The sequence below is a fragment of the Corynebacterium sp. 1103A genome, assembly GCF_055700955.1.
The window spans coordinates 135,059-157,989 of sequence record NZ_JASTTF010000002.1 but is presented as its reverse complement, the minus strand read 5'-3'; the positions used below and the strand labels follow the sequence as shown (position 1 = coordinate 157,989).

The 22,931-nt window shown below is 66.5% G+C and carries 21 protein-coding genes; 8 read left to right on the top strand and 13 right to left on the bottom strand.

Annotated features, from left to right (window positions below; genetic code table 11):
* Positions 1-10: 10 nt before the first annotated feature.
* Positions 11-637, bottom strand: coding sequence for an AMIN-like domain-containing (lipo)protein (locus tag QQS52_RS02265; RefSeq protein WP_472772402.1), 627 nt, complete (start codon positions 635-637; stop codon positions 11-13).
* 129 nt (positions 638-766) lie between these two features.
* Here QQS52_RS02265 and QQS52_RS02260 point away from each other — a divergent pair, with 129 nt between their 5' ends.
* Positions 767-1,654, top strand: coding sequence for a sucrase ferredoxin (locus tag QQS52_RS02260; protein ID WP_472772401.1), 888 nt, complete (start codon positions 767-769; stop codon positions 1,652-1,654).
* 137 nt (positions 1,655-1,791) lie between these two features.
* Here QQS52_RS02260 and QQS52_RS02255 read toward each other — a convergent pair whose 3' ends face one another.
* The 3 genes from QQS52_RS02255 to QQS52_RS02245 all read right to left on the bottom strand — a co-directional run bounded on the left by QQS52_RS02255 (position 1,792) and on the right by QQS52_RS02245 (position 4,502).
* The gene (locus tag QQS52_RS02255; protein ID WP_472772400.1) at positions 1,792-2,472 is read right to left on the bottom strand and encodes a methionine ABC transporter permease; all 681 of its coding nucleotides are present in this window, start codon (positions 2,470-2,472) and stop codon (positions 1,792-1,794) included.
* Entirely contained in the window at positions 2,469-3,506 is a 1,038-nt protein-coding gene (locus tag QQS52_RS02250) for a methionine ABC transporter ATP-binding protein (RefSeq protein ID WP_472772399.1), read from the bottom strand. The genes QQS52_RS02255 and QQS52_RS02250 overlap by 4 nt, the downstream gene beginning before the upstream one ends.
* A gap of 120 nt (positions 3,507-3,626) precedes the next feature.
* Positions 3,627-4,502: a MetQ/NlpA family ABC transporter substrate-binding protein gene (locus QQS52_RS02245; protein ID WP_070769201.1), complete on the bottom strand. Its 876-nt coding sequence runs from the start codon at positions 4,500-4,502 to the stop codon at positions 3,627-3,629.
* Between the two features lie 244 nt (positions 4,503-4,746).
* Between QQS52_RS02245 and QQS52_RS02240 the strand changes: the two genes are divergently transcribed.
* A complete protein-coding gene (locus QQS52_RS02240; RefSeq protein ID WP_472772398.1) occupies positions 4,747-7,920 on the top strand; it encodes an error-prone DNA polymerase in 3,174 nt (1,057 codons plus the stop codon).
* 37 nt (positions 7,921-7,957) lie between these two features.
* Here QQS52_RS02240 and QQS52_RS02235 read toward each other — a convergent pair whose 3' ends face one another.
* The gene (locus QQS52_RS02235; RefSeq protein ID WP_070769203.1) at positions 7,958-8,218 is read right to left on the bottom strand and encodes a helix-turn-helix transcriptional regulator; all 261 of its coding nucleotides are present in this window, start codon (positions 8,216-8,218) and stop codon (positions 7,958-7,960) included.
* A 126-nt stretch (positions 8,219-8,344) separates the two neighbouring features.
* Here QQS52_RS02235 and QQS52_RS02230 point away from each other — a divergent pair, with 126 nt between their 5' ends.
* Positions 8,345-8,818, top strand: a complete 474-nt coding sequence (locus QQS52_RS02230) for a PH domain-containing protein (RefSeq protein WP_472772397.1) — start codon at positions 8,345-8,347, stop codon at positions 8,816-8,818.
* Positions 8,815-10,281, top strand: coding sequence for a PH domain-containing protein (locus QQS52_RS02225; protein WP_472772396.1), 1,467 nt, complete (start codon positions 8,815-8,817; stop codon positions 10,279-10,281). The genes QQS52_RS02230 and QQS52_RS02225 overlap by 4 nt, the downstream gene beginning before the upstream one ends.
* On the opposite strand, the gene QQS52_RS02220 is transcribed toward QQS52_RS02225, so the two are convergent.
* Positions 10,278-10,748 carry a tRNA (cytidine(34)-2'-O)-methyltransferase gene (locus QQS52_RS02220; protein ID WP_070769206.1) on the bottom strand — a complete coding sequence of 157 codons (471 nt, stop codon included), beginning with the start codon at positions 10,746-10,748 and terminating at the stop codon, positions 10,278-10,280. The two genes, QQS52_RS02225 and QQS52_RS02220, sit on opposite strands and share 4 nt — an antisense overlap.
* Before the next feature lie 79 nt (positions 10,749-10,827).
* Positions 10,828-11,133 (bottom strand): hypothetical protein, encoded by a 306-nt coding sequence (locus QQS52_RS02215; RefSeq protein WP_472772395.1) that lies wholly within the window; start codon positions 11,131-11,133, stop codon positions 10,828-10,830.
* A 293-nt stretch (positions 11,134-11,426) separates the two neighbouring features.
* Here QQS52_RS02215 and QQS52_RS02210 point away from each other — a divergent pair, with 293 nt between their 5' ends.
* Together QQS52_RS02210 and QQS52_RS02205 are read left to right on the top strand one after the other, a co-directional pair.
* A complete protein-coding gene (locus QQS52_RS02210) occupies positions 11,427-12,287 on the top strand; it encodes a bifunctional methylenetetrahydrofolate dehydrogenase/methenyltetrahydrofolate cyclohydrolase (RefSeq protein ID WP_472772394.1) in 861 nt (286 codons plus the stop codon).
* Positions 12,271-12,648 carry a DUF3017 domain-containing protein gene (locus QQS52_RS02205; RefSeq protein ID WP_472772393.1) on the top strand — a complete coding sequence of 126 codons (378 nt, stop codon included), beginning with the start codon at positions 12,271-12,273 and terminating at the stop codon, positions 12,646-12,648. The genes QQS52_RS02210 and QQS52_RS02205 overlap by 17 nt, the downstream gene beginning before the upstream one ends.
* A 9-nt stretch (positions 12,649-12,657) precedes the next feature.
* On the opposite strand, the gene metX is transcribed toward QQS52_RS02205, so the two are convergent.
* From metX to pdxR, 3 genes are all read right to left on the bottom strand, one after another.
* A complete protein-coding gene (gene metX, locus QQS52_RS02200; RefSeq protein ID WP_472772392.1) occupies positions 12,658-13,809 on the bottom strand; it encodes a homoserine O-acetyltransferase MetX in 1,152 nt (383 codons plus the stop codon).
* A 122-nt stretch (positions 13,810-13,931) separates the two neighbouring features.
* The gene (locus QQS52_RS02195) at positions 13,932-15,263 is read right to left on the bottom strand and encodes an O-acetylhomoserine/O-acetylserine sulfhydrylase (RefSeq protein WP_472772391.1); all 1,332 of its coding nucleotides are present in this window, start codon (positions 15,261-15,263) and stop codon (positions 13,932-13,934) included.
* 43 nt (positions 15,264-15,306) lie between these two features.
* Positions 15,307-16,698, bottom strand: coding sequence for a MocR-like pyridoxine biosynthesis transcription factor PdxR (pdxR, locus tag QQS52_RS02190; RefSeq protein WP_472772390.1), 1,392 nt, complete (start codon positions 16,696-16,698; stop codon positions 15,307-15,309).
* A gap of 83 nt (positions 16,699-16,781) precedes the next feature.
* Here pdxR and pdxS point away from each other — a divergent pair, with 83 nt between their 5' ends.
* Together pdxS and pdxT are read left to right on the top strand one after the other, a co-directional pair.
* On the top strand, positions 16,782-17,714 hold the full coding sequence (pdxS, locus tag QQS52_RS02185) for a pyridoxal 5'-phosphate synthase lyase subunit PdxS (RefSeq protein ID WP_472772389.1): 933 nt from the start codon (positions 16,782-16,784) through the stop codon (positions 17,712-17,714).
* A 7-nt stretch (positions 17,715-17,721) separates the two neighbouring features.
* A complete protein-coding gene (gene pdxT / locus QQS52_RS02180) occupies positions 17,722-18,264 on the top strand; it encodes a pyridoxal 5'-phosphate synthase glutaminase subunit PdxT (protein ID WP_472772388.1) in 543 nt (180 codons plus the stop codon).
* A gap of 155 nt (positions 18,265-18,419) precedes the next feature.
* Here the strand turns inward: pdxT and QQS52_RS02175 are convergent, their stop codons facing one another.
* The 3 genes from QQS52_RS02175 to QQS52_RS02165 form a co-directional block, all read right to left on the bottom strand.
* A complete protein-coding gene (locus tag QQS52_RS02175; protein ID WP_472772387.1) occupies positions 18,420-19,181 on the bottom strand; it encodes a hypothetical protein in 762 nt (253 codons plus the stop codon).
* A gap of 150 nt (positions 19,182-19,331) precedes the next feature.
* Positions 19,332-20,516, bottom strand: a complete 1,185-nt coding sequence (locus QQS52_RS02170; protein ID WP_472772386.1) for a saccharopine dehydrogenase family protein — start codon at positions 20,514-20,516, stop codon at positions 19,332-19,334.
* 181 nt (positions 20,517-20,697) lie between these two features.
* Positions 20,698-22,914, bottom strand: coding sequence for an NADP-dependent isocitrate dehydrogenase (locus QQS52_RS02165; protein WP_472772385.1), 2,217 nt, complete (start codon positions 22,912-22,914; stop codon positions 20,698-20,700).
* Between the last annotated feature and the right edge of the window lie 17 nt (positions 22,915-22,931).

Here is a 22,931-nt window from a genome sequence, read left to right as displayed (position 1 = left end):
GCGGCGTGGGCTAACGGTCAAGGACGTCGACGACCACGCGCTTCGGGTCGGTGAGGACCTCCACGGAATAGGGCCGGGCCTGGTCGAGGCCGATGATGAACTGGGAGCGGTCCTCGAAGGTGCCGGCGCTGGTGACCTCGGTGATGATGCTTCCGTACCCGGTCATGGTGCCGAGTGCCGGGTCGTCCTTGCCCAGCTCGTAGGGCAGGACGGTGCCGTCGATGTTGACGTTGAGGGCGGTGGCGCCGTAGTAGTTGATGCGTTTGCCGGAGCCCTGCTGGGTGGGCTGGTCCTGGAAATCGACGAACCAGCCGGGCTGGCCCTCGCCCTCCAGGTCGAAGACCACGCGCTCAAAGCCGGGGTGCTGGCCGATGCGCATGTTGGTCACCATCAGCCGGGCGGGTGCCGGCGGGCGCTGGGTCTTCATCTCCTTGTCGGCGTCCCCCAGGGGGCTGGGACCGGAGACGTTCTGATCCTGCTTGTCGGAGTCCGCCGAGGAAGAATCCGTGGGGTGGGCGACGCCAATCCCGGCGAGCATGCCCCGGGAGCCGTCTGTAGAGCAGGCAGACAGGCCACACGCAGCGGTGATAAAAATTGCTGCAATTTGGGCCCGGCGGGCTCGGTCAGGGGCAGACATAGTGCCTACGGTAGCGGTTTTCCAGGGAGAAACAAAATACGAGTTCGATTTCGTTCGAAGGGAAATAAAATTATTGCAGTGCCTCCGCTAGGGGTTATAGGCAGGCCGGCAGGAGGTAGAATGACGGTCATGTCAACAGCTGAAAAGATCGGGGAAAACGGGCCAACTGAAGCGTTGTGCTCCGACGTGGACGTCGAGCCGCTGGCGGGTTCCGCGAAGCAGGAATCCGTCTATGTTCTCTTCGAGTGGCCCGGCGGGTGGTCCCACGACATCCTGGACGGCGGCACCTTCCCCCCGGAGCTCACCGCCCGGTTGAAGGACAAGCTCGGCGGGCAGGCGGGCCTCCAGCTCATCCGGCGCCCCGGACGGGCCGGCCGCCAGGTCGGCAGCGTGCACCGCTGCTACCTGGTCTGGGCCGAGCGCGGGGAAATGGAGATGCTCCTGCTGGAAGGCCCGGAAGACATTCTCGACCTGGATCTTTCTGGCCCGGGACGCAACGGCGGCGGTGAGCTGGACACGCCCCTGGTGCTGGTGTGCACCCACTCCAAGCGCGACAAGTGCTGCGCCATCAAGGGCCGCCCGCTGGCCGCGCAGCTGGGCGAGATCTTCCCGGCGATTGTCTGGGAGACCTCCCACACCAAGGGCCACCGTTTCGCCCCCTCGGTGCTGCTGATGCCGTGGGGCTATTCCTTCGGCCGCCTGAACCTGGAAGCCGCGCGCGAGATGACCAAGCGGGCCTTAAACGGCAGCTATTTCTACCCGGCCAACCGCGGCCGCGGCCTGTATTCCCAGCGCGGGCAGGTCGCCGAGCTGGAGGTCGCCCGCCGCCTCATCGAGGCTGGCGAGGAGGTAGGCTATGCGGATCTGCGCCCCGAGGACGCCGGTTCCGGGCCCGTGCGCGTGTCCCACCGCGACGGGCGGCACTGGGACATCGAGCTGGTCCAGCGCGAACACGACGGCATCGTCGCCTCCTGCGGGAAGGAACCAAAGTCCTCGCTCATCTGGGAAGTCGTCTAAGGCCGGCCCCTGGGGCATCGTTAGGCCCCGGGCCATCGTTGGCCAGAGGACGCCCTGGGGATAAGCCAACCCCCGGCGGGCACTAGCTCTAGTGGCTAGGTGCTGGCCGGGGGTTGGGGTGTTGTGGCGGGGGCTGGTTAGCGGCGCATGATCTTGGCCGAGACCCAGTTGCCCAGGAACTGGGCAGCCTGGACCAGGACGATGATGATCAGGGTGGCCACGACGGTGACCTGCCACTCGTAGGCGCGGTAGCCGTAGACGATGGCGAAGTCACCCAGGCCGCCGCCGCCGACGTAGCCGGCCATAGCGGACATATCGACCACAGCGATGAACAGGAAGGTGTAGCCCAGCACCAGCGGGCCGAGGGCCTCGGGGATGATGACGCTGGTGATGATCTTCCAGGGGCTGGCGCCCATAGCGCGGGCGGCCTCGATGACGCCGGGGTCGATGCCCACGAGGTTTTGCTCGACGATGCGGGCCACGGCGAAGGTGGCGGCAAACGCCATGACGAAGGTGGCGGGCTCGCGGCCGATGGACGAGCCCATCACGGCCACGGTGACCGGTTGCACGAACGCCAGCAAGATGATGAACGGGATGGGCCGGATGATGTTTACCGCGATGTTGAGGATCGTGTAGATAAACCGGTTGGCCAGGATTCCCGACGGGCGGGTGGTGTAGAGGAGGATGCCGAGGATAAGACCCAGGATGCCGCCGATGATCATGGTCAGCGAGACCATGATGAGGGTGTCGACGACCGCCTCCATGAGGGTGCCGGACAGGCGGTCCCAGTCCGCTGTGGCCAAGATAGTTGTCGTCATCGCTTGATCTCCTGAATGTCGGTGGTCTGGGACATGGTGTGGTAGAACTCCTCGATGGCCTCGTCAGAGCCGTTGAGGCGGACGGTCATCTTGCCGAAGGAGTGCTGCTGCAAGGTGGTCACGCCGCCGTGGACGATGGAGATGGACACGCCGCGCTCGCGCAGCTGGGCGGCCGCGCCGAAGAAGCCGGAGTTTTCCGTCAGGTTGATGGTGAACAAGCGGCCCTCGTGGGCCAGCAGGTCGTCAGCCTCGACGTGGTCCGGGGTGTTGCGCAGGGAGGTGGACACGAAGCGCTGTGCCACCGGGGTCTGCGGGTTGGAGAAGACCTCGTAGATGGAGCCCTGCTCGACTACGCGGCCCTCCTCCATGACGGCGACCTTGTCGGCGATGGAGCGCACGACCTCCATCTCGTGGGTAATGACCACGATGGTGATGCCGAATTTCTGGTTGACCTGGCGCAGCAGCTCCAGGACCTCGTGGGTGGTCTGCGGGTCCAGCGCGGAGGTGGCCTCGTCGGCCAGCAGGAGGCGCGGGTTGGTGGCCAGCGCGCGGGCGATGCCGACGCGCTGCTTCTGCCCGCCGGAGAGCTGCTCCGGGTAGCTCGAGCCCTTGTCGCCCAGGCCGACGAATTCCAGCAGCTCCTGCACGCGCCGCTTGCGCTCGGCCTTGGCCACGCCGGCTAGCTGCAGCGGGTATTCGATGTTGCCGGCGGCGGTGCGGGAGTTAAACAGGTTGAATTGCTGGAAAATCATGCCGATGGAGCGGCGCAGGGAGCGCAGCTTCTTCTCCGACATGCCGGCGATGTTGGTCTCGTCCAGCAACAGCTCGCCGTCGGTCGGGGTGTCGAGCCCGTTGATGAGGCGCACCAGGGTGGACTTGCCGGCGCCGGAGTAGCCGATGATGCCCATGATTTCGCCGGGCTCCACGGTCAGGTTGACATCGTTGAGCGCCTGGGTGGTGGTCTTTTTATGCTCAAAGACCTTGGATACGTGGCGGAACTCGACGCGGGTTCCGGTAGTGGGTGATTCGGTCACTAAAAGCCCCTTGGTAGTTGCGTGTGCAGTGGCGGGTTCATTAAACGTGGCACAACCCCGGCAACGCGGTAGCCATTGAGCCGGGCGCGTCGGCGGGGTAGAAGGTGCCGGGGAGGAAGTTTAGAGCTCTTCCTCGAGGCGGTTGAGGATATCCTGCAGCTCCTGTGGGCTGCGTTCCACGGAAACGGACGTGCCCTTGGAGTCTTCCTGCACGGCTTCCTGGACCTCGGGGGTGTGCCAGATCTTGACGAGCTCCTGAAGGGTCTCGTTGTCGGCGTCCTCCGAGCGCACGGCGAAGACGTTGATGTAGGGTTCGGCCTCCTCGGAGTTCGGGTCGTCCTGGACCACCGCGGTGGTCGGGTCGATGCCGGCGCGCTCCAGGAAGGAGTTGTTGATGACGGCCGGGGTGCCCTCGCTGTAGGCGGACGTGGTCTGCTCGGCGCCGACCGGGGTGACCTTGACCTTGGAGGCCTTCTCATCAATGTCGGCCGGGGTCGGGGTCAAAAGCCCGTCCTGCTTCAGGGTGACCAGATCCTGTTGGGCCAGCAGGTTGATGGCGCGGCCCTGGTTGGTGGAGTCGTTCGGGACGGCGACGGTCTCGCCCTCGATGCCGTCCAGGGAGTCGTGGTCCTTCCAGAACAGGGCCAACGGCACGATCTCGGTGGCGGCGATCGGCACCAGGTCGGTGCCGTTGCCCTTGTTGTACTCGGCCAGGAACTTCAGGTGCTGGAAGTTGTTGGTGTCCAGCTCGCCCTGCTCCAGGGCCTGGTTCGGGGTGGTGTAATCCGAGTAATTGACGATGTCCAGGTCGAAGCCCTGGTCCTTGGCGGCGGTCTCAAACGCCGCCCAGGCCTTCTTGGAGGCGTCGGTGGTGCCGACGGAGATCTTCGAGTCCTTGGTGATTTCCCCTCCCTCGGAGTCGGAGGAGCAGGCGACGAGGCCGGTCGCTGCCACGACGGTGGCGGCGGCTGTGGCAAGAGCGCGACGGATCTGCATGAGAATGGTCCTTTTCTGTGTGACTTTTATAAGGCCGGGCGGTGTTACGGGGCAGTGCCCGGGCGCCGTCCGGTAGGCGTAATAAAGCGGGGTGCGGGGTGCGCAACCTCGATGATTTATAACCTAACAGCCTGTATACCGCTTTGTCTATTTACTTGCAGATTTTATGTATATTCACAGACTGCTCGGTTTGTAAGGTGCGAGTAATTAGAACACGGGTTCGCATCTTGCTAGGCTGTGTGACGTGAAGTTTAACGGCGGACGGGCACTGAGCTGGTCGCGGCTGGAGCGGATCCTTTCCGGCCGCCCGGCGCTCACACCTGTGCCCGTAAAGCACGGCGCTGAGCAGGGATTACCGCGCGAAACAAAGAAGTCCGCGGTGCCGTTTGCGGAACTGCACGCCGTGTCGAGTTACTCGTTTCTGCAGGGTGCTTCTGAGCCGGAGGAGCTGGTCGAACGCGCAGTTGAACTAGGGCTGGAATCCCTGGCGCTGGTGGACAGGGACGGGTTCTACGGCCTGATGAAATTCGCCGAAGCCGCCGCCCGCGCCGGGCTGCCCACGGTCTTCGGCGCCGAGCTGAGCCTGGACGAGGGCGTCCTGACGGTGCTGGCGCGCGGCCCGGAGGGCTACCGGCGCTTGTCGCGGCTTATCGCCCAGGCCAAGATGGCGGCCGGGGAGAAGGATAAGACCGCCTACCCGCCGCTGGCACAGGTCGCCCGCGCCCTGGGCGAGGAGGTGGTCTACCTCGCCGACGTGGACTGGGTGGACCGGCTAGACCAGCTGGTGGGCGCCGTCGGGGCCAGCAACGTGGTGCTCGAATACGCCAGCACCATGGTGCCGGCGGACGCGGACCGCCACCGTCGGTTAGATAGTGCCCGAAAAGACTGGGGGCTGCGGGCTATAGCGAGCGCCCGCCCGGCGGCGGCGCGGCGCGGCCAGGCTCGCCTGGCGGCGGCGAAGAACGCCTTGGCCCACCGGCAGTCCCTGCAGCAGGCGGACCCGGACCAGCACCCGATGGGGGCGAGCTGGCTGCGCTCCGGCGAGGACATGGCGCGCCTGCTGCCGGGGCGCGAGGATCTGCTGGCCGCCGCGGCCGAGCTGGGGCGCGAATGCAGCTTCAGCTGGGATGTTTTGGTGCCCAACCTGCCGCACTTTGACGTACCGGACGGGCACACGGAGATGACCTGGCTGCGCGAGCTGGTCTACGCGCGGGCGCGCAAGCGCTACGCCAGCCGGCCGGCCGATATCCGCGAGCGCGCGAAAAGACAGATAGAGCACGAACTCGCCGTGGTGGAGCAGCTGGGCTTTCCCGGCTATTTCCTCATCGTCACGGACCTGGTGGATTTCTGCCGCCGGGAAAACATCCTGTGCCAGGGTCGCGGTTCTGCCGCCAACTCCGCGGTCTGCTTCGCGCTGGGCATCACGAACGCGGAGCCCCTCTCCGCGGGTTTGCTCTTCGAGCGCTTCCTGTCCCTGGACCGGGACGGCCCGCCGGACATCGACGTCGATATTGAGTCCGGCCGCCGCGAGGAGGTCATCCAGTATGTCTACTCCGCCTACGGGCGCCAGCAGGCCGCGCAGGTGGCCAACGTCAACACCTACCGCCGCAAGGGCGCGACCCGGGACGCCGCCCGCGCTCTGGGCTACCCGCAGGGCAGTGCGGACGCCTGGTCGAAGGGCACTGATGAGCCCCCGGCGGACGTGGTCGCACTCGCCGAGGAATTCCTGGGCCAGCCGCGGCACCTGGGTATCCACTCCGGCGGGATGGTGCTGTGCGATAGGCCTATTGCGGACGTGGTACCCATGGAGTGGGCGCGGATGGAGGGCCGCTCGGTGTTGCAGTGGGACAAGGACGACTGTGCGGCCGCCGGCCTGGTCAAATTCGATCTCCTGGGGCTGGGCATGTTGGAGGCCCTGCACCACATGCAGGACCTGGTGGCCGGGTCCACCGGGCGGCAGGTTAACCTTTGGGAGCTGGACCTGGCGGAGGAGGCCGTCTACGACATGCTCTGCCGTGCTGACGCCGTCGGCGTTTTCCAAGTCGAGTCCCGCGCGCAGCTGGCCACCCTGCCGCGGCTGAAACCCCGCGTCTTCTTCGACCTGGTCGTTGAGGTCGCCCTCATCCGGCCGGGCCCCATCCAGGGCGGGTCCGTGCACCCGTACCTGCGCCGGCGCGACGGGCTGGAGGAGGTCGTCTACGATCACCCGGTGCTGGAAAAGTCCCTGGGCAAGACGCTGGGGATCCCGCTGTTCCAGGAACAGCTGATGCAGATTGCCGTCGATGCTGCCGGTTTTAGCGGCGCCCAGGCCGACGATCTGCGCCGCGCGATGGGCTCGAAGCGCTCGCCGGAGAAGATGGCCGCGCTGAAAGACCAGTTCTTCGCCGGCTTGGCCGCCACCCACGGGATCACCGGGGAGACGGCGGACAAGCTCTGGAACAAGATCGTGGCCTTTGCGGCCTACGGCTTCCCGGAGTCGCACTCCCAGTCCTTTGCCTCCCTGGTGTATTTCTCCGCCTGGTTCAAGCACCACTACCCGGCGCAGTTCTGCGTGGGCTTGCTGCGCGCCCAGCCGATGGGCTTTTATTCCCCGCAGTCGCTCATCCAGGACGCCCGCCGCCACGGCGTGCCGGTGCGCCCGGTCAGCATCAATGCTTCCGGCAAGGAGTCGAGCGTGGAGGCCATCGAGCCCACCCCGGGCCAACCGGGCGACCCACCTGGTCCCGTGGCCATCCGCCTAGGCCTGGGCCTGGTCAAGGGACTTGGTGACAAGGCGGCCGAACGGGTAGAGGCCAACGCGCCGTACACGGATATCCCGGACCTGTCGCGCCGGGCGGGGCTGAAGGTCGCCCAGGTCGAGGCCCTCGCCGAGGCCGGAGCCCTGAACTGTTTGGGGCTAAGTCGCCGGCAGGCGCTGTGGCAGGCCGGGGTGGCGGCCACCGAGCGCGCCGGCATGCTGCCCGGCATGTCTGCCATTTCCGCACCGGCCCTGCCCGGCATGTCCTCCTTCGAGTTGCTGGCCCAAGACATCGCCGCTACCGGGGTCAGCCACGACCGGCAGCCGATGTCCGCGGTGCGTGGGGCCCTGGATGCCGCCGGCATCCTGCGGGCGCGCGACCTGGCCGCGGTCCCGGACGGCACCCGCGTGCGCCTGGCCGGGATTATCACGCACCGGCAGCGCCCGCAGACGGCCGCCGGCCTCATCTTCTTAGGGATGGAGGATGAGACCGGGCTGATGAACGTGATGGTCTCGCCCGGGCTGTGGAAGCGGCATAAGGTGCTGGCGCGCACGGCCAAGGCGCTGGTTATCCGGGGTATTGTCCAGAACGCCACGGGCGCGGTCAGCGTGGTGGCGGACAAGCTCGAGCCGCTGGATATCGGCGAGTATTTCAGCCGCGGTTCGCGGGACTTCCGCTAGGCGGGTGCCGGCCGCCGGAGGCGCCAGGAGGGCCCGGCTAGATCCGCTGGTAGAGCTCGCTGGACAGCGGGGTGAACTCGGTGCGGGAGAAGACGGCCTCGACAGGTAGGTCGAAGAACTCGCAGATGCTAAAGGCCAGGTCCAGGCTGGGCGAGTGGTCACCGCGCTCGAGCGCCCCGATGGACTGCGGGTTCACATCCACGGCCGCGGCCAGCTCGGCGCGGGAGACGTCGCGCTCGACGCGAAGCAGGCGCACGCGGTTGTAGATGGGGCGGCGCGGCTTCTTCTTCGGGGACATGCAAGAAATTATTGTATAAACATAACGGTTAGTCAAGGTGTAGTTTTCCGGCGCGAGGCACCCGCCTGGGAGCAGCACCCCGGCTATCACTCGGCAGCCGCGCCCAGGTTTGTTAGGGTAAAGCGCATGAACGCTGTCGCCTCGCCGGAGCTCAACCCGGTCTCCCAAGCCTTGGTCAAGGCCCGCTATATCAATGCCGTGATCTGGCTGATAGCCCTGGCCCTGGGCGTGGGCGCCCTGGGCTTTTTCTGGGCCAGCTGGTGGTACTGGGGCCTTATCGTCATCGCCGCCTTCGGCGCGTGGCTGGCCTGGCTCATCCCCGCCCAGGTGCGCAACATGGGCTGGCTGGAAACCGACGACGAGCTGCTGATCACCCGCGGCAAGCTGTGGCACACCTTTACCGTGGTGCCCTACGGGCGCATCCAGTTCGTGGACGTAACCGCCGGGCCCATCCAGCGCTGGCTGGGCATTAAGAAGCTGCAGCTGCACACGGCCTCGGTGACCACGGACGCGACCGTCAAGGGCCTGCCGGCCCAGACCGCGGCCCAGCTGCGCGAGCGCCTGGCCGTCAAGGCCCGGGAGAGGATGAGCGGGCTGTGAGCAAACACCGCCGCGGCCCGGACAACGCGGCCGTTGACGTCGACGGCTTCCACCGCGTGCACCGGCTCACGCCGCTGCTGCAGTTCTGGTCGGTCATCCTGGCCATCCTGGCCATCGGGGTGGTCAACATCAACCTCGAGGTCCTAGGGGATGCCGCGCGCTTCATCGCTAGTGGCCACTGGGGCCGCGGCCTGCGGGACGCCGCCTGGACCGCCGCCGCCTTCATCGGCATCTGCCTGGCCATCTGGTTCTTCTCCGCCATCTGGTGGCGCCGCCTGGGCTACCGGCTGGGCACGGACGAGCTGGCCCTGCGGCGCGGGGTGCTGTCCACGCAGCTGCGCACCGCCCGCTACGACCGCATCCAGGCCGTCGACGTCATCGAGCCGGTCATCGCCCGGATCTTCGGCGTGGCGGCCGTCCGCGTTGAGACCGCCGGCGGGGCGTCCTCCCACATCCAGATCGCCTACCTGAAAAAGCCCGCGGCCACCCAGCTGCGCGAGGAGATCCTCACCCGCACCAGCGGCCGCCGCCCACCCACCGGCGCGGAGCCAGTTGCCGCTAACGATGCCGCCGGCAGCGACACCGGCAACGACGCCGACCACCAGGAGGTGGTCATCCCGCCCATCCCGACGCGGCGCAGCCTGCTCGGCGCGGCCCTGCGGTTAAGCACGCTGCTGGTGGTGGTGATTGCTACGGTTCTGGTTCTCACCCCGGTGCCGAATACCACCGTGGTGCCGATCCTGGTGGGCCTGGTGCCCAACGTCTGGGAGCTCATCGACACCTCGTGGCGGTTTAGCTCCCGCCTGGATGAGGACGACGCCGGCCGCGCGCTGCTCATCATCAACTACGGCCTGGCCGACCGGCGCCACCAGTCGGTGCGCCTGGATCGCATCCACGGCGTCCAGGTCCGCCAGCCGCTGCTGTGGCGCCTGACCAAGTGGTGGGAGGTCCGCGTGTCCGTGGCCGGCTACGGCTCCGCCGCGGGCAAGGGCTCGGGCACTACCCGGGTGCTGCCCGTGGGCAGCCGGGAGCAGGCCCTCCGCCTGCTGGAGCTGCTCAGCCCGCTGGACAAGAAGGAGATCGACCGCTACGCCCAGCCGGAGGGCGCCCGTGAGCCGACCTACTCCTCGCCGTGCCGGGCCAGGTGGGTCTCGCCGCTAGACTCCCACCGGCAGGCCGTGACCCTGGTGGGCGATAACAGCATCACCCACGCCGGGCTGCTCAACCGCCGGGTCAGCGTGATTGCCAACAGTCACATCCAGGAGCTGGCCTACACCGCCGGCCCGATTGCTCAGCTGTGCCGGCTGGGCACCGTCCGTTACGAACTGGTCGCCGGGCCGGTGCGCATGGCCGGCAGCGACCTGAATCCAGCCGACGCGGCCGCCTTGCTGAGCCACCTGCGCGCCCGGCGCCTGCCGGCGGCCCTGAGCATCAACGCCAAAGACGATCCGGCCCCGGCCTAAACCGCGCCGTTAAAGCCCAGCTGCCGCCAGGCCTCGAACACAGCCGTCGAGGCCGCATTCGACAGGTTCATCGAGCGCCGCGCCGGCACCATGGGGATGCGCACCTGCTCGGTGATCCGCTCGTGGGCGAGGTGCTCGGCCGGCAGGCCGGTCGGCTCCGTACCGAAGAGAAGAACATCGCCTTCCTGATACTCGATATCGGTAAACCACTTGTCCGTGTGGGTGGTAAACGCGAAGACCCGCGCGCCGGGCAGGGCATCCATGCAGGCCTGGAAGTTAGGGTGGATGGTCATATCGGCCAGGTCGTGGTAGTCCAGCCCCGCCCGCTTGAGGTGCTTGTCGTCGAAGTTGAACCCCAGCGGCTCAATGAGGTGCAGGTGCGCGCCCGTGACCGCCGCAGTCCGAATGGCATTGCCGGTATTGGTGGGGATCACGGGGTTGTCGAAGACGATGTGCAGGTTGGTCATGGTTTTAGGGTAGTCGGTTAAAGGCAGAGGTAGGAGTCGCACCTCTTGTTTCCCCGCTGCCTTTAGAAACCGGTTTCTCTTATTCGTCGGTCTCGCGATTATCGCGCTTTTTCCACCTGCACCTACGCACAAGGAAAAACGGCAGGACCAGAAAGTAATAGAAGGCAAGGAATTGCGCCGAATAGCCCAATAATCCTTCCGAGCTCACCTCGCTCCACGAGACACCTTCTTCGTTGGGTGAAGCTACGCCGCGCCAGCCGGTCACTTGGCTGATGTAGAAACTTGCTACGACAATGGCTGGTAGGACAATAAACGAGAACCATGCCGGAGGTACCCACGGTCCACCGTCTTTGCTCGTTCTTTGCAGAGCACCGCCGAATCCCATCGAAGAAACCTTTCTACCTACATCTGTTCACTCAAAGCGAAAGACCCTGCGTACAGGGCCATCTTGCCTGCCGAATGGAAGGGCTGTTCAAGGACGTCTTCGGTGTCGGTAGTCTATATAAAAAATCAGCCGTTTCCAGTAGGAAAAGGAGCAAATCAGACCGTGGGGTTGCTTCCTCACGGAGGAAGCAACGAGGACTTTGACCTGCTTTGGGGGCGTTGTAGGGGCATCGGAGCGGGCAGGGCGGCACTCCCGTGGGGCCTCGGCAGGTGCCTCCCACTAGGATGGGGGCCATGGCTGCAACCAAACTAGATGGCAAACTGTACCGCGACGAGATTTTTGAAGACCTCAAGCAGCGTGTGGCTGCGCTGGAGGAAAAGGGGGTTACTCCGGGCCTGGCCACCGTGTTGGTGGGAGAGGATCCGGGCTCTCAGTCATATGTGAAGATGAAGCACCGCGACTGCGAGCAGCTGGGGATTAACTCCATCCGCAAGGACCTGCCGGCCGATATCAGCCAGGAGGGCCTGGAGGCGGTCATTGATGAGCTGAACGAGGACCCGGCCTGCACCGGCTACATCGTGCAGCTGCCGCTGCCGAAGCACCTAGACGAAAACCGCATCCTCGAGCGCATCGATCCGGACAAGGACGCCGACGGCCTGCACCCGGTGAACCTGGGCAAGCTGGTGCTCAATGAGGACGCGCCGCTGCCGTGCACGCCGAACGGCTGCATCCACCTGTTGCGCCGCTTCGGGGTGGAGCTCGACGGGGCCAAGACCGTGGTGATCGGCCGCGGCGTAACTGTCGGCCGGCCCATCGGCCTGCTGCTGACTCGCCGCAGCGAGAACTCCACCGTGACCCTGTGCCACACCGGCACGAAGGATCTGGCTGCGGAGACCCGCGCGGCGGACGTGGTCATCGCGGCGGCCGGCAGGGCCCACATGCTGACCGCGGACATGATTAAGGACGGCGCGGCCATCCTGGACGTGGGGGTCTCCCGCGTGGACGGCAAGCTGGCCGGCGACGTCGCCGACGACGTCTGGGACAAGGCTGGATTCGTCTCCCCGAACCCAGGCGGCGTGGGCCCGCTGACCCGCGCGTTCCTAGTGCGCAACATCGTCGAGCGGGCAGAAAAGGCTCATGGCCTCGCCGATTAATAAGGCTCAGGCCGCACCCGCGCGGCAGGGCGCCGGGCTGGACAAGACCTCGCTGGATAATCCCCACGACCGGCACGTGGCGCCGTCGAAGCTGCCGGCCAAGGTGCAGTGGGCGATGATCGGGGCCTTCGTTGCCGTGGTGGTGCTCTCTGGGGTCTTTGCCCTGTTGGAGCACTGGCGCCGGGCGGCGTTTGCCTTAGGAGCGGCGATGCTCTGGCTGGTGGTCGTGCGCGCGACCTGCGACTCCCACCGAGTCGGGGTCTTTTCGGTGCGCTCGCGCCGCTTCGACTGCATTTTCAGCGCGGTGGTGGGGGCCGCGCTAGTCTTTTTGGCTATCTCCGTGGACGCGCTGGGCAGCTAGCGGCTTCAGTTAGATGGCGTAGTCGTCATCGGTTAGCCCGCCCGGCAGGTCCAGGCCGTCCGGGGCCGACAGCGTGAGGAAATTGCGCAGCACGCGGTCCATCTGGCGGGTCTCAGTGAGGAAGGCGTCGTGACCGACGGGGGAGACGACCTTGGCCATGGCCAGGAGGTTGCCCAGGTTGCGCGAGAGGTGCTCTTGCTGGTGATAGGGGTACAAGATGTCGGTATCGACGCCGACGACCATCGTCGGCACGGTCGACGAGGCTAGGGCCTTGTTTAGGCCGCCGCGGCCGCGGCCGACATCGTGGCGGTTTAAGGACTCGGTCAGCGCGACGTAGGAGCCGGCGTCGAAGCGGTCGACCAACTTCTTTCCCTGGTATTCCAGGTAGGAGTTGACTGCGAAGCGCTGGTCGCCGGCGCGGTAGGCGCCAAGGGGGTTCTCCCCGCGCTGGGCGGTGGTGCCGAAGCGCTCGTCGATCTCTTGCTCGCCGCGGTAGGTCAGGTGCGCGATCCGGCGCGCGGCGGCCAGGCCGGCCTCCGGGGCAACCCCCAGCTCGTAGTAGTCGCCGCCGTGCCACTGCGGGTCGTTTTCGATGGAGGAAATCTGCGCGGACTGGATACCGATCTGCCACCCGGAAGCCCGCGCGGAGACCGCGATGACGCAGGCCGCGGTGAGCGCTGCCGGGTACATGAGCGACCACTCCAGGGTCCGCGCCCCGCCCATGGAGCCGCCGATGACGGCGTGGACGGTGTTGAGCCCCAGGGCATCGATCAGCAGCTTTTCGGCCTCGACCTGGTCGCGGATGGACACGGCCGGGAAGCGCGAGCCCCATCGCCGGCCGTCCGGGTGCTGCGAGGACGGACCGGTGGAGCCGCCGCAGCCGCCCAGAACATTGGTGGCGATAACGCACCAGTGATCCGTGTCCAGCGCCTGGCCCGGGCCGATGAGGTCGCCCCACCAGTCCGTCACGTCCGAGTCGCCGGTCAGGGCGTGCTCGACGATGAGCACGTTGTTAATCCCTGCCGGATCCCCGCGGAAGCTGCCCCAGCGCTGGTAGGTGATTACCACGTCCGGGATCTCCGCACCGGCCTCCGTGGTGACCGCTCCCACCGGCACGGTGGTGCGGCGACCGGGCGGGGCGAGGCGGGGAGATTCGGACATAATCAACTACTTCCTAAGCGAGGGGACAATCAGCGGCGAGGGAAAGACCCAGTGCGGGTCGGGCAGGGTCGATCTGTGCTGTGCTGTGCACAGCGGTGCGGCCCGGTGCGGCGCAGCAGGGTTTAGCCCAGCGCTGCGAAGCCCAGCTCGAGGTCGGCGATGATGTCCTTGACATCCTCGATGCCCACCGAGAGGCGGATGGTGGACTGGGCAATGCCGGCCACGCGCAGGCCCTCCTCGTCGGACTGGGAGTGCGTGGTGGTTGCCGGGTGGACCACCAGGGAGCGGGTGTCGCCGATGTTGGCCAGGTTGGAGTGCAGGCGCAGGGCGTCGATGAACGTCCAAGCCTCGTCCTTGCCGCCCTCGATGTCGAAGGAGAGCACCGAGCCGGTGTAGTCCAGGCCGAGCTTTTCCTTGATCTTGCGGTAGGGGGAGGACTCCAGGCCGGCGTAGTTGACCTTGGTGACCTTGTCGTGGCCTTCCAGGTACTCGGCGACGGCCTGGGCGTTTTCGTTGTGGCGGCGGATGCGTAGGGTGAGGGTCTCCAGGCCGTTGAGTGCGAGCCAGGCGTTGAACGGGGAGATGGCCGCGCCCGTGTCGCGCAGGATGCCGGCGCGCGCCTTCAAGGCAAAGGCCGGGGCGCCCAGGTCGGCGTACTTGAGGCCGTGGTAGGCCGGATCCGGGGTGACGAAGCCGGGGAAAACCGGCTTTCCGTCGCGCTCAACGGTCCAGTCGAATTTGCCGCCGTCGACGAGGATGCCGCCCAGGGCGGAGCCGTTGCCGGTGTAGAACTTCGTGGTGGAGTTGACCACGATGTCCGCGCCCAGGGCCAGCGGGCGGACCAGGGCGGCGGTGGCGATGGTGTTGTCCACGATAAGCGGGACGTTGGCGGCGTGGGCGACCTTGGCGATCGCCGGGATATCCAGCACGTCGGCTGCGGGGTTGCCGAAGGTCTCGCCGTAGAGCGCCTTGGTGTTCGGCTGGATGGCGGCCTTCCAGGACTCCGGATCGTCCGGGTTGTCCACCAGGGTGAAGTCAATGCCCAGGCGCGGCAGGGTGACCGTGAAGAGGGTGGCGGTGCCGCCGTAGAGGTGCGGGGAGGCCACGATGTGGTCGCCGGCGCCGGCCAGCGTCAGGATGGCGGCGGTCTCGGCCGCCTGGCCGGAGGCGAAAGCCACGGCCGCCACGCCGCCTTCCAGGGAGGCGATGCGGTTTTCCAGCGCGTCCTGCGTCGGGTTGGTCAGGCGGGAGTAAATCGGGCCGGCATCGGACAGGCCAAAGCGGGCCGCGGCGTGCTCGGCGTTGTCGAAGACGTAGGACGTCGTCTGGTAAATCGGCAGGTTCCGGGCGTTGTTCTTGCCGTCCAGGTCCTGGCCCACGTGCAGCGCCCGCGTGGCGATGTCCCAGTTAGCGAAGTTCGGGTTGGATTCGGTGTTGTCGTATTTCGTCGTCATGCCAGAAACCGTACTAAACCGCTCTGTCTATCACGAAGGACTTTCAGAAAACGTGCAGTTCGCAACGTGAATAAAAATAGACAAAGCGGTGTGTTTCTGGTTTGAAACTCGTCGGGTAGTGTAGGCAGTCGGCAAGCATTCCCAGGGCCTGGGTGAGCTCGTCCTCCGGGAGGTGCCCGAAGCCGATGACGATGCCGTTGTCGGCGGCCGTGCCGCCCCAGTAGTCGGTCAGGGCGGTCACCGCGAGGCCGCGCTCGGCGGCCGCGGCCACGACCTCGCGGGCCGGCCGGGTGCAGATGACCACGGCGTGCAGGCCGCCGCTGATGGGGCGCACGGCCGGGCCGAGCGCGGAGACCACCAGATCGCGGCGGCGCCGGTAGTCGCGCCGCACGCGCCCGGTGTGCCGGCGCAGCTCCCCGCTGGCTAGAAACTTCGCCAGGGCCGCCTGGGTGATGGCCGCCACCGGCTGCCCGGTGACCGCGCGCACCTGGCGGATGGGGGCAATGAGCCGGTCGGGGACCACCAGGTAGCCGCACGCGATGGAAGGTGAAATCACCGAGGAGAACGTGCCCAGCAGGACGGCCTGTTCCGGGCCCAGCGCGGCCAGGGCCGGCAGTGGCTGGCCGGCATAGCGCAGCTCCGAGTCGAAGTCGTCCTCGACCAGGAGGACGTCGTGGCGGCGGGCGAAGGCGACCAGCTCCGTCCGTCGGGCGGCCGGCAGGGAGCCGCCGTAGGGGTACTGGTGGCTCGGGGTGATAAGCGCCAGGTCGAGCCCGCCGTCGGGGAGTCCGCTGGGCACCCGCAGGCCGTGGTCGTCGGTGGGCAGTTCCACCAGGGCATGGCCCAGGGCCGGCGGGATCTGGCGCAGGCTGGGATACCCCGGGGACTCCACGCCGACGCGCAGGCGCCCGCCCACCGCGCGCAGCAGGAGGCCCAAGCCCTCGCGGGCCCCGGCGGTGACCATGATGCGGGCGGGATCCACGTTGAGCCCGCGCATGTGGCGCAGGTGGGCGGCCACCTCCCGGCGCAGCTCCGCCAGGCCGGCGGGGGCCTGCTCGGTGAGCCGGCTGGCATCGGCCGCCGCGGAGCGCCACGCCGCCCGCCAGGCGGGGGTGATAAGGCGCGCGGTATCCGGCAGCCCCGGGGTCAGCTGCAGCAGCCCGGCCTTGTCTTCGGGCGCTGGTTGCGCGGGGGCGGGCCGCGGGGTAGCGGGGCTGAGATCCGGGTGCACGCGGGTGCCGGAGCCGTGCTGGCCCACGAGGTAGCCTTCGGCGATGAGTTGCTCGTAGGCGGTGACCACGCTGCCCCTGGCTACCCCCAGTCGGTGGGCTAGGGCGCGGGTGGATGGCAGCTTCTCGTTCGGCTGGTAGACGCCGTGGGTGATCTGCTCGCGCAGCTCAGCGGCGATCCGGGCGGGCAGGGGCAGGGTGTGCATAAAAACCCATAGTAAGTGGTCCAATTCAACACGCCAAAAGTGGCTCTTGTCATAAACCACTTGGGCGGGGTTGGATGTAGGCCATGACTGAAACCCAGAACAACGCTAACCAGAACGCGCAGGCCCCGGCCGGCGCCCAGATTGCCACCACCCGCGTCAAGCGCGGCCTGGCGGACATGCTCAAAGGTGGCGTCATCATGGACGTGGTGACCCCGGAGCAGGCCAAGATCGCCGAGGACGCCGGCGCCAGCGCCGTCATGGCGCTCGAGCGCGTGCCCGCCGATATCCGCGCCCAGGGCGGCGTGGCCCGCATGTCCGACCCGGACCTTATCGACGGCATCGTGGGCGCCGTGTCTATCCCGGTGATGGCCAAGTCGCGCATCGGCCACTTCGTCGAGGCCCAGATTCTGGCGGAGCTGGGCGTGGACTTCATCGACGAGTCCGAGGTGCTCTCCCCGGCGGATTACACCAACCACATCAACAAGTGGGACTTCGACGTCCCCTTCGTCTGCGGCGCCACCAACCTGGGCGAGGCCCTGCGGCGCATTACCGAGGGCGCGGCCATGATCCGCTCCAAGGGCGAGGCCGGCACCGGGGACGTTTCCGAGGCCGTGCGCCACCTGCGCACCATCAAGGGTGAAATCGCCCGCCTGCGCAACCTGGACCGCGACGAGCTCTACGTCGCCGCCAAGGAGCTGCAGGCCCCCTACGACCTGGTCGCCGAGGTCGCCGAGACCGGCTCCCTGCCGGTGGTCCTCTTCGTCGCCGGCGGCGTGGCCACCCCGGCCGATGCGGCCCTGGTCCGCCAGATGGGCGCCGAGGGCGTCTTCGTCGGCTCCGGCATCTTCAAGTCCGGCGAGCCGGCCAAGCGCGCCGCCGCCATTGTCAAGGCCGCCACCGCCTACGACGACCCGGCTGTGCTGGCCGAGGTCTCGCGCAACCTGGGCGAGGCCATGGTGGGGCTGAACGTCGCCGACGTCCCGGCCCCGCACCGCCTGGCCGAGCGCGGCTGGTAAGCCCCACATGCGCATTGACGTACTCGCCCTGCAGGGTGGGGTGGAAGAACACCTGGAAATCCTGGACGGCCTCGACGGGATAGTCATCCCCGGTGGCGAGTCCACCGTCATCGACAAGCTGGCCCGCACCTTCGACCTGGCAGGACCACTGGCCGCGGCCATCGGCGGCGGCCTGCCCACCCTGGCCACCTGCGCCGGGCTCATCTACTGTGCCCGGGAGCTGGACAACCCCGCCCCGGGGCAGCACACCCTGGGGGTTATGGACGTGACCGTGCGCCGCAATGCGTTCGGCTCCCAGCGCCACTCCGCGGAGCAGGCCGTGCCCGTGGGCGCGGGCCTGACCGTCGATGCCAGCTTCATCCGCGCGCCGATTGTCACCCGCGTGGGCGAGGGCGTCGAGGTGCTTTCCCGCGTGCCCGGCCCGGACGGCGAACCCGTCGTCGTGGGCGTGCGCGCCGGGGCCGTCACCGCGCTGAGCTTCCACCCGGAAGAAAACGGCGATGACCGAGTCCACGCGGCCTGGCTGCGGGCCGCAGCGTTAGTCGAGTAATTCAGCAACCACGTGTTCGCGTAAATAGTCCTGAAGATAGGGAAGGGAAAATTTCGCTGTTCCGCGGCCTGCCGTGACCATGTCCGCGTCAACTAGCCGCTTCCGGTAGTTATACGCTTGTTGCACGCTAACTCTTAACCGGTGGGCGACGTCGATTATTTCCGAGGGGCCATCATCAAGGGACATAGCTGCCAGGAAACGTCGATCTTCAGCTGAGAGGTCAGATAACGCTGGCTCGTGAACCAGCTGCCCAAGTTTTTTCGGGCTTTGGTGAGTCCTTCTAAGGCCGCGGCTTTCGAGATGGTCTCGCCCTCGCTTTTACGGACGGCCCAGTGCCCGATCAGTTGGATCATGAATGGGTAACCACCGCTGCCCTCGACGGCGAGGTCGAGCGCCTCAGGCTCCCATCGGAGGTTGAGGCGTCCCACCGGAATTTCTAAACCTTCGCGTACCTCATCCAGAGGAATCTTACCCAGATCTATGCGGTTGGCGCGGCGGAGGAAGGTGATGGGGCTGCGCCCGTCGTTATCGGATAGCAGCGGTCGCATAGAAGAAGGGATGCCAGCGATAGCCACCGCAATCTGGCGGTCCTCGCGAATTAGATGCTGAATTGTGGAGGCAAACTCTGTGATTTCATCGACGTGTGTGTAATGCAGTTCGTCAATGGTCACCATGATGCCCGTGGGCTCCTCATTAAATCGACTCAGTGAGTCGAGATAGCTAAAGGCATAATTGAATGCACCGCGTAGCGTGGAGGGACGTTGGGTATTGGCCGGTTGGTCGAGGCGGAACTGTGCAAAGCTCGGGCCTATCGAAATTCCTCGCCTCGATGGCGGGGGCTGGTGGTGGGAAATTTGCTCAAAGAGCTGCTCTCTTAGCTTCTCGGTAAAACTGCGCGTCGCGGTTTCCGCGAACACCCACCACCCTTCCTGGGCAAGTGGCGCGGAACGGATTGTGGACCTTGCTGATGCCCACAAAATAGCAGAGTTCGTTGTGTATGGATGTGTACTTTATGTATTTTGTGTACTTTGTGTATTCCCAGCGTCCTAGTGAGCCCGTAGCCAGGCTTAGCTAAAACGCATGCCGTGGGCCTGCAGCGCGCGCAGGTACGGCCGGCCCAGGCCCGTGGCTGGGGTGAGCACGCCGGCGGTCTCGGGCAGATCGTCGGGCTGGGTAGCCAGGGTGACGGCCGCCTCGGCCAGCATCATGGCGGTGGTCTTGTACCCGGGATCGCCGTCGGCGGCCACGCGGGAGGTGTGCAGTGCGCCGTCGGTGGTCAGACCCGTGTGGGAGATGACAAAGCCGCCGGCGTCGATGTCTTTCGGGCCCTCGCCCGGCTCCGGGATGAAACGGGACAGCGGCCGGCGCAGCTTGTCCACCATGATGATGGCGAAGCCCGCGGCGGTGACGGCCTTGAGCAGGTTCGCCTTGAACTTGCCCGCAAGCCCCGTGCCCGTGGGTATGACCTCGCGGTAGCGCATGGGCCCGTAGGCGTGCCCCAGCAGGGAGTTGCTGCGGCGGACCACGCGGGTGTTGAACATCGCCATGAAAAACGGCCCGGCCCACTGCTGCAGCAGCTCGTCGAAATCGACCACCAGGTCCGGCTCGGGCCCCAGATCCGGCTCCTGCTTATGATCAGGGGACAGCGAGTGCGGGCTGTGGAGAATGGCCCCGCCCTTGGGCATTTCCTTGGCGTCCTTGCTGACCGCGCGCATCGAGTCGATGGTCCCGCCGGACAGCCCGCCCTGGAGGTGCTCGACCGCCATGGTCACCTCCGCGAACTCCGGGTAGCCGGCGGAGCTAAACAGGTGGAACATGCCCATATCGGACGGCACCGAGTCGAAGCCGCATGACGGCACAATCTTGGCCCCGGTTTCCTGGGCGGTGGTGTGCCACTGGTCGATGGTGCGGCGGATGAACAGGGCCTCGCCGCACAGGTCCACGTAGTGGGTGCCATACTGGGCGCAGGCGCGCACGACCTCGTCGCCGTAGCGGGTATACGGCCCCACCGTCGAGATCAGCACCGCGGTGCGCTGAACCATGGCATCGATAGCCGCGGCGTCCTGGGCGTCGGCGACGATGGTCTCCACGCCCAGGTCTAACGCGGCGAGCTTGTCCGCGTTGCGGCCGGCCACGGCGATCTTCAGCTCGGGGTGGCAGTCCACCAGGTAGCGCGCGGTGGTGGCGCCGACAAAGCTGGTCGCGCCAAACAGGATGATGTCGAATTCACGGTCGTGGGTGCCTATATCCATGCCCTTCAGGATAACGGCAAAGCCGGCTTTCCGGCGGGGAATCCGGCTTGGGAAGCCGGCCTGGAACTCCGGTGCTGCTTGGGGCGAGAAGCTGAGTGACCCGGTTTTAGGCCCGAGGCATGCGAAAAGCCCCGGGGAGCCCCCGGGGCTTAGTGCGCGCTAGGCGGAGAAGGCGAAGTGGTTAAGCCTTCAGGCCGTCGATGATCTGGTTGTACTTGTCGACTGGGCGCATGACGGAGGTGGTCTTGGCCTCGTCCGGCAGGTAGTAGCCGCCCAGATCCGCCGGGGAGCCCTGAACGTCCAGCAGAGCCTGAGCGATTTCGTCGGCCTGCTCGTTCAGCTCCTTGGCGACGGCGGCGAACTTCTCGGCCAGCTCGGAGTCGTCGGTCTGGTTAGCCAGCTCGTCGGCCCAGAAGGCGGCCAGGAAGAAGTGGGAGCCGCGGTTATCGATCTCGCCGACCTTGCGGGACGGGGACTTGCCCTCGTTCAGCAGGCGCTCGGTGGCGCGGTCCAGGGCGGCGGCCAGCACGCCGGCCTTTTCGTTGCCGTTGGACTGCTGCTCGTGGCGGAAGGACTCGGCCAGGGCCAGGAACTCGCCCAGGGAGTCCCAACGCAGGTGGTTTTCTTCCTCGACCTGCTGGACGTGCTTCGGGGCGGAGCCGCCCGCACCGGTCTCGAAGAGGCCGCCGCCGGCCATCAGCGGGACGACGGAGAGCATCTTAGCGGAGGTGCCCAGCTCCAGGATCGGGAAGAGGTCGGTGTTGTAGTCACGCAGGACGTTACCGGTCACGGAGATGGTGTCCTCGCCGCGGCGGATGCGCTCCACGGAGGTCTTGGTAGCGGCCACCGGATCCATGATCTCGATGTCCAGACCCTCGGTGTCGTGGTCGCCCAAGTACTTCTCTACCAGGGAGATCAGGTTAGCGTCGTGGCCGCGCTCCGGGTCCAGCCAGAAGATGGTCTTCATGCCGGACAGGCGGGCGCGGTTGACGGCCAGCTTGACCCAGTCCTGGATCGGGGCGTCCTTGGTCTGGCAGGCGCGCCAGATGTCGCCGGCCTCGACGTCGTGGGAAATCAGGACGTCGCCGGCGGTGTTGAGGACCTCGATCTTGCCGTCGGCCGGGGACTTGAAGGTCTTGTTGTGGGAGCCGTACTCCTCGGCCTTCTGGGCCATCAGTCCGACGTTCGGGACGGTGCCCATGGTGGTCGGGTCGAAGGCGCCATTGGCCTTGCAGTCCTCGATGACCGCCTGGTAGACGCCGGCGTAGGAGGAGTCCGGGATGACGGCCAGGGTGTCCTGCTCCTCATCGTTCTTGTTCCACATGTGGCCGGAGGTGCGGATCATGGCCGGCATGGAGGCGTCGATGATGACGTCGGAGGGTACGTGCAGGTTGGAGATGCCCTTGTGGGAGTTGACCATGGCCAGGTCCGGGCCGGCCTCGTAAGCGGCGTCGAAAGCCGCCTTGATCTCTGCGCCGTTGTCCAGCTTCTCCAGGCCGTCGTAGATGGCGCCCAGGCCGTTCTCGCCGTTCAGACCGGCGGCCAGCAGCTCCTCGCCGTACTTGTCGTAGACATCGGCGAAGAAGGCGCGCACGACGTGGCCGAAGATGATGGGGTCGGAGACCTTCATCATGGTGGCCTTCAGGTGGGCGGAGAACAAAACGCCCTCTTCCTTGGCGCGCGCGACCTGGGCGCGCAGGAACTCGTCCAGGGCCTTGGCGGACATGAAGGTGCCGTCGATGACCTCCTTGTCCTGGACCTTCAGGCCGTCCAGCAGGACGGTCTCGGTGCCGTCCGCGGCAGTGTGCTTGATGGTCAGGGAGTCCTCGCTGTCAATGATGACCGACTTCTCATTGTGGCGGAAGTCGCCGTCGGACATGGTGGCGACGTTGGTCTTGGAATCAGCGGACCATTCGCCCATGCGGTGCGGGTGCTTCTTGACGAAGTTCTTCACGGCCTCCGGCGCGCGGCGGTCGGAGTTGCCCTCGCGCAGAACCGGGTTCACGGCGGAGCCCTTGACGGAGTCGTAGCGGGCCGCGATGTCCTTTTCCTCGTCGGTGGACGGGTTGTCCGGGTAGTCCGGCAGGTTGTAGCCGGCGGCCTGTAGCTCCGCGATGGCCTTCTTCAGCTGGACCAGGGAGGCGGAGATGTTTGGCAGCTTGATGATGTTGGCTTCCGGGCGCTTGGCCAGGGCACCGAGCTGGGCCAGGGCGTCGTCTTGCTTCTGCTCGTCGGTCAGGCGCTCCGGGAACTGGGCGACAATGCGGCCAGCCAGGGAGATATCCGCGGTCTCGACGTCGATCCCGGCGGTGGAGGCGAAGGCCTCGACTACCGGCTTGAACGAGTAGGTCGCCAGCAGCGGCGCTTCATCGGTGCGAGTCCACATGATTTTAGCCAAGGTAAGTATCTCCTCTT

Bases quoted from the DNA above. Each gene is read 5' to 3' on its own strand.
- QQS52_RS02215 (WP_472772395.1), bottom strand. From the start codon at position 11,133: ATGGGATTCGGCGGTGCTCTGCAAAGAACGAGCAAAGACGGTGGACCG.
- metX (WP_472772392.1), bottom strand. From the start codon at position 13,809: ATGTCCGAATCTCCCCGCCTCGCCCCGCCCGGTCGCCGCACCACCGTG.
- QQS52_RS02235 (WP_070769203.1), bottom strand. From the start codon at position 8,218: ATGTCCCCGAAGAAGAAGCCGCGCCGCCCCATCTACAACCGCGTGCGC.
- QQS52_RS02245 (WP_070769201.1), bottom strand. From the start codon at position 4,502: ATGCAGATCCGTCGCGCTCTTGCCACAGCCGCCGCCACCGTCGTGGCA.
- pdxR (WP_472772390.1), bottom strand. From the start codon at position 16,698: ATGCACACCCTGCCCCTGCCCGCCCGGATCGCCGCTGAGCTGCGCGAG.
- pdxS (WP_472772389.1), top strand. From the start codon at position 16,782: ATGACTGAAACCCAGAACAACGCTAACCAGAACGCGCAGGCCCCGGCC.
- QQS52_RS02205 (WP_472772393.1), top strand. From the start codon at position 12,271: ATGGCCTCGCCGATTAATAAGGCTCAGGCCGCACCCGCGCGGCAGGGC.
- QQS52_RS02230 (WP_472772397.1), top strand. From the start codon at position 8,345: ATGAACGCTGTCGCCTCGCCGGAGCTCAACCCGGTCTCCCAAGCCTTG.
- QQS52_RS02220 (WP_070769206.1), bottom strand. From the start codon at position 10,748: ATGACCAACCTGCACATCGTCTTCGACAACCCCGTGATCCCCACCAAT.
- QQS52_RS02170 (WP_472772386.1), bottom strand. From the start codon at position 20,516: ATGGATATAGGCACCCACGACCGTGAATTCGACATCATCCTGTTTGGC.
- QQS52_RS02265 (WP_472772402.1), bottom strand. From the start codon at position 637: ATGTCTGCCCCTGACCGAGCCCGCCGGGCCCAAATTGCAGCAATTTTT.
- pdxT (WP_472772388.1), top strand. From the start codon at position 17,722: ATGCGCATTGACGTACTCGCCCTGCAGGGTGGGGTGGAAGAACACCTG.
- QQS52_RS02260 (WP_472772401.1), top strand. From the start codon at position 767: ATGTCAACAGCTGAAAAGATCGGGGAAAACGGGCCAACTGAAGCGTTG.
- QQS52_RS02195 (WP_472772391.1), bottom strand. From the start codon at position 15,263: ATGACGACGAAATACGACAACACCGAATCCAACCCGAACTTCGCTAAC.
- QQS52_RS02210 (WP_472772394.1), top strand. From the start codon at position 11,427: ATGGCTGCAACCAAACTAGATGGCAAACTGTACCGCGACGAGATTTTT.
- QQS52_RS02255 (WP_472772400.1), bottom strand. From the start codon at position 2,472: ATGACGACAACTATCTTGGCCACAGCGGACTGGGACCGCCTGTCCGGC.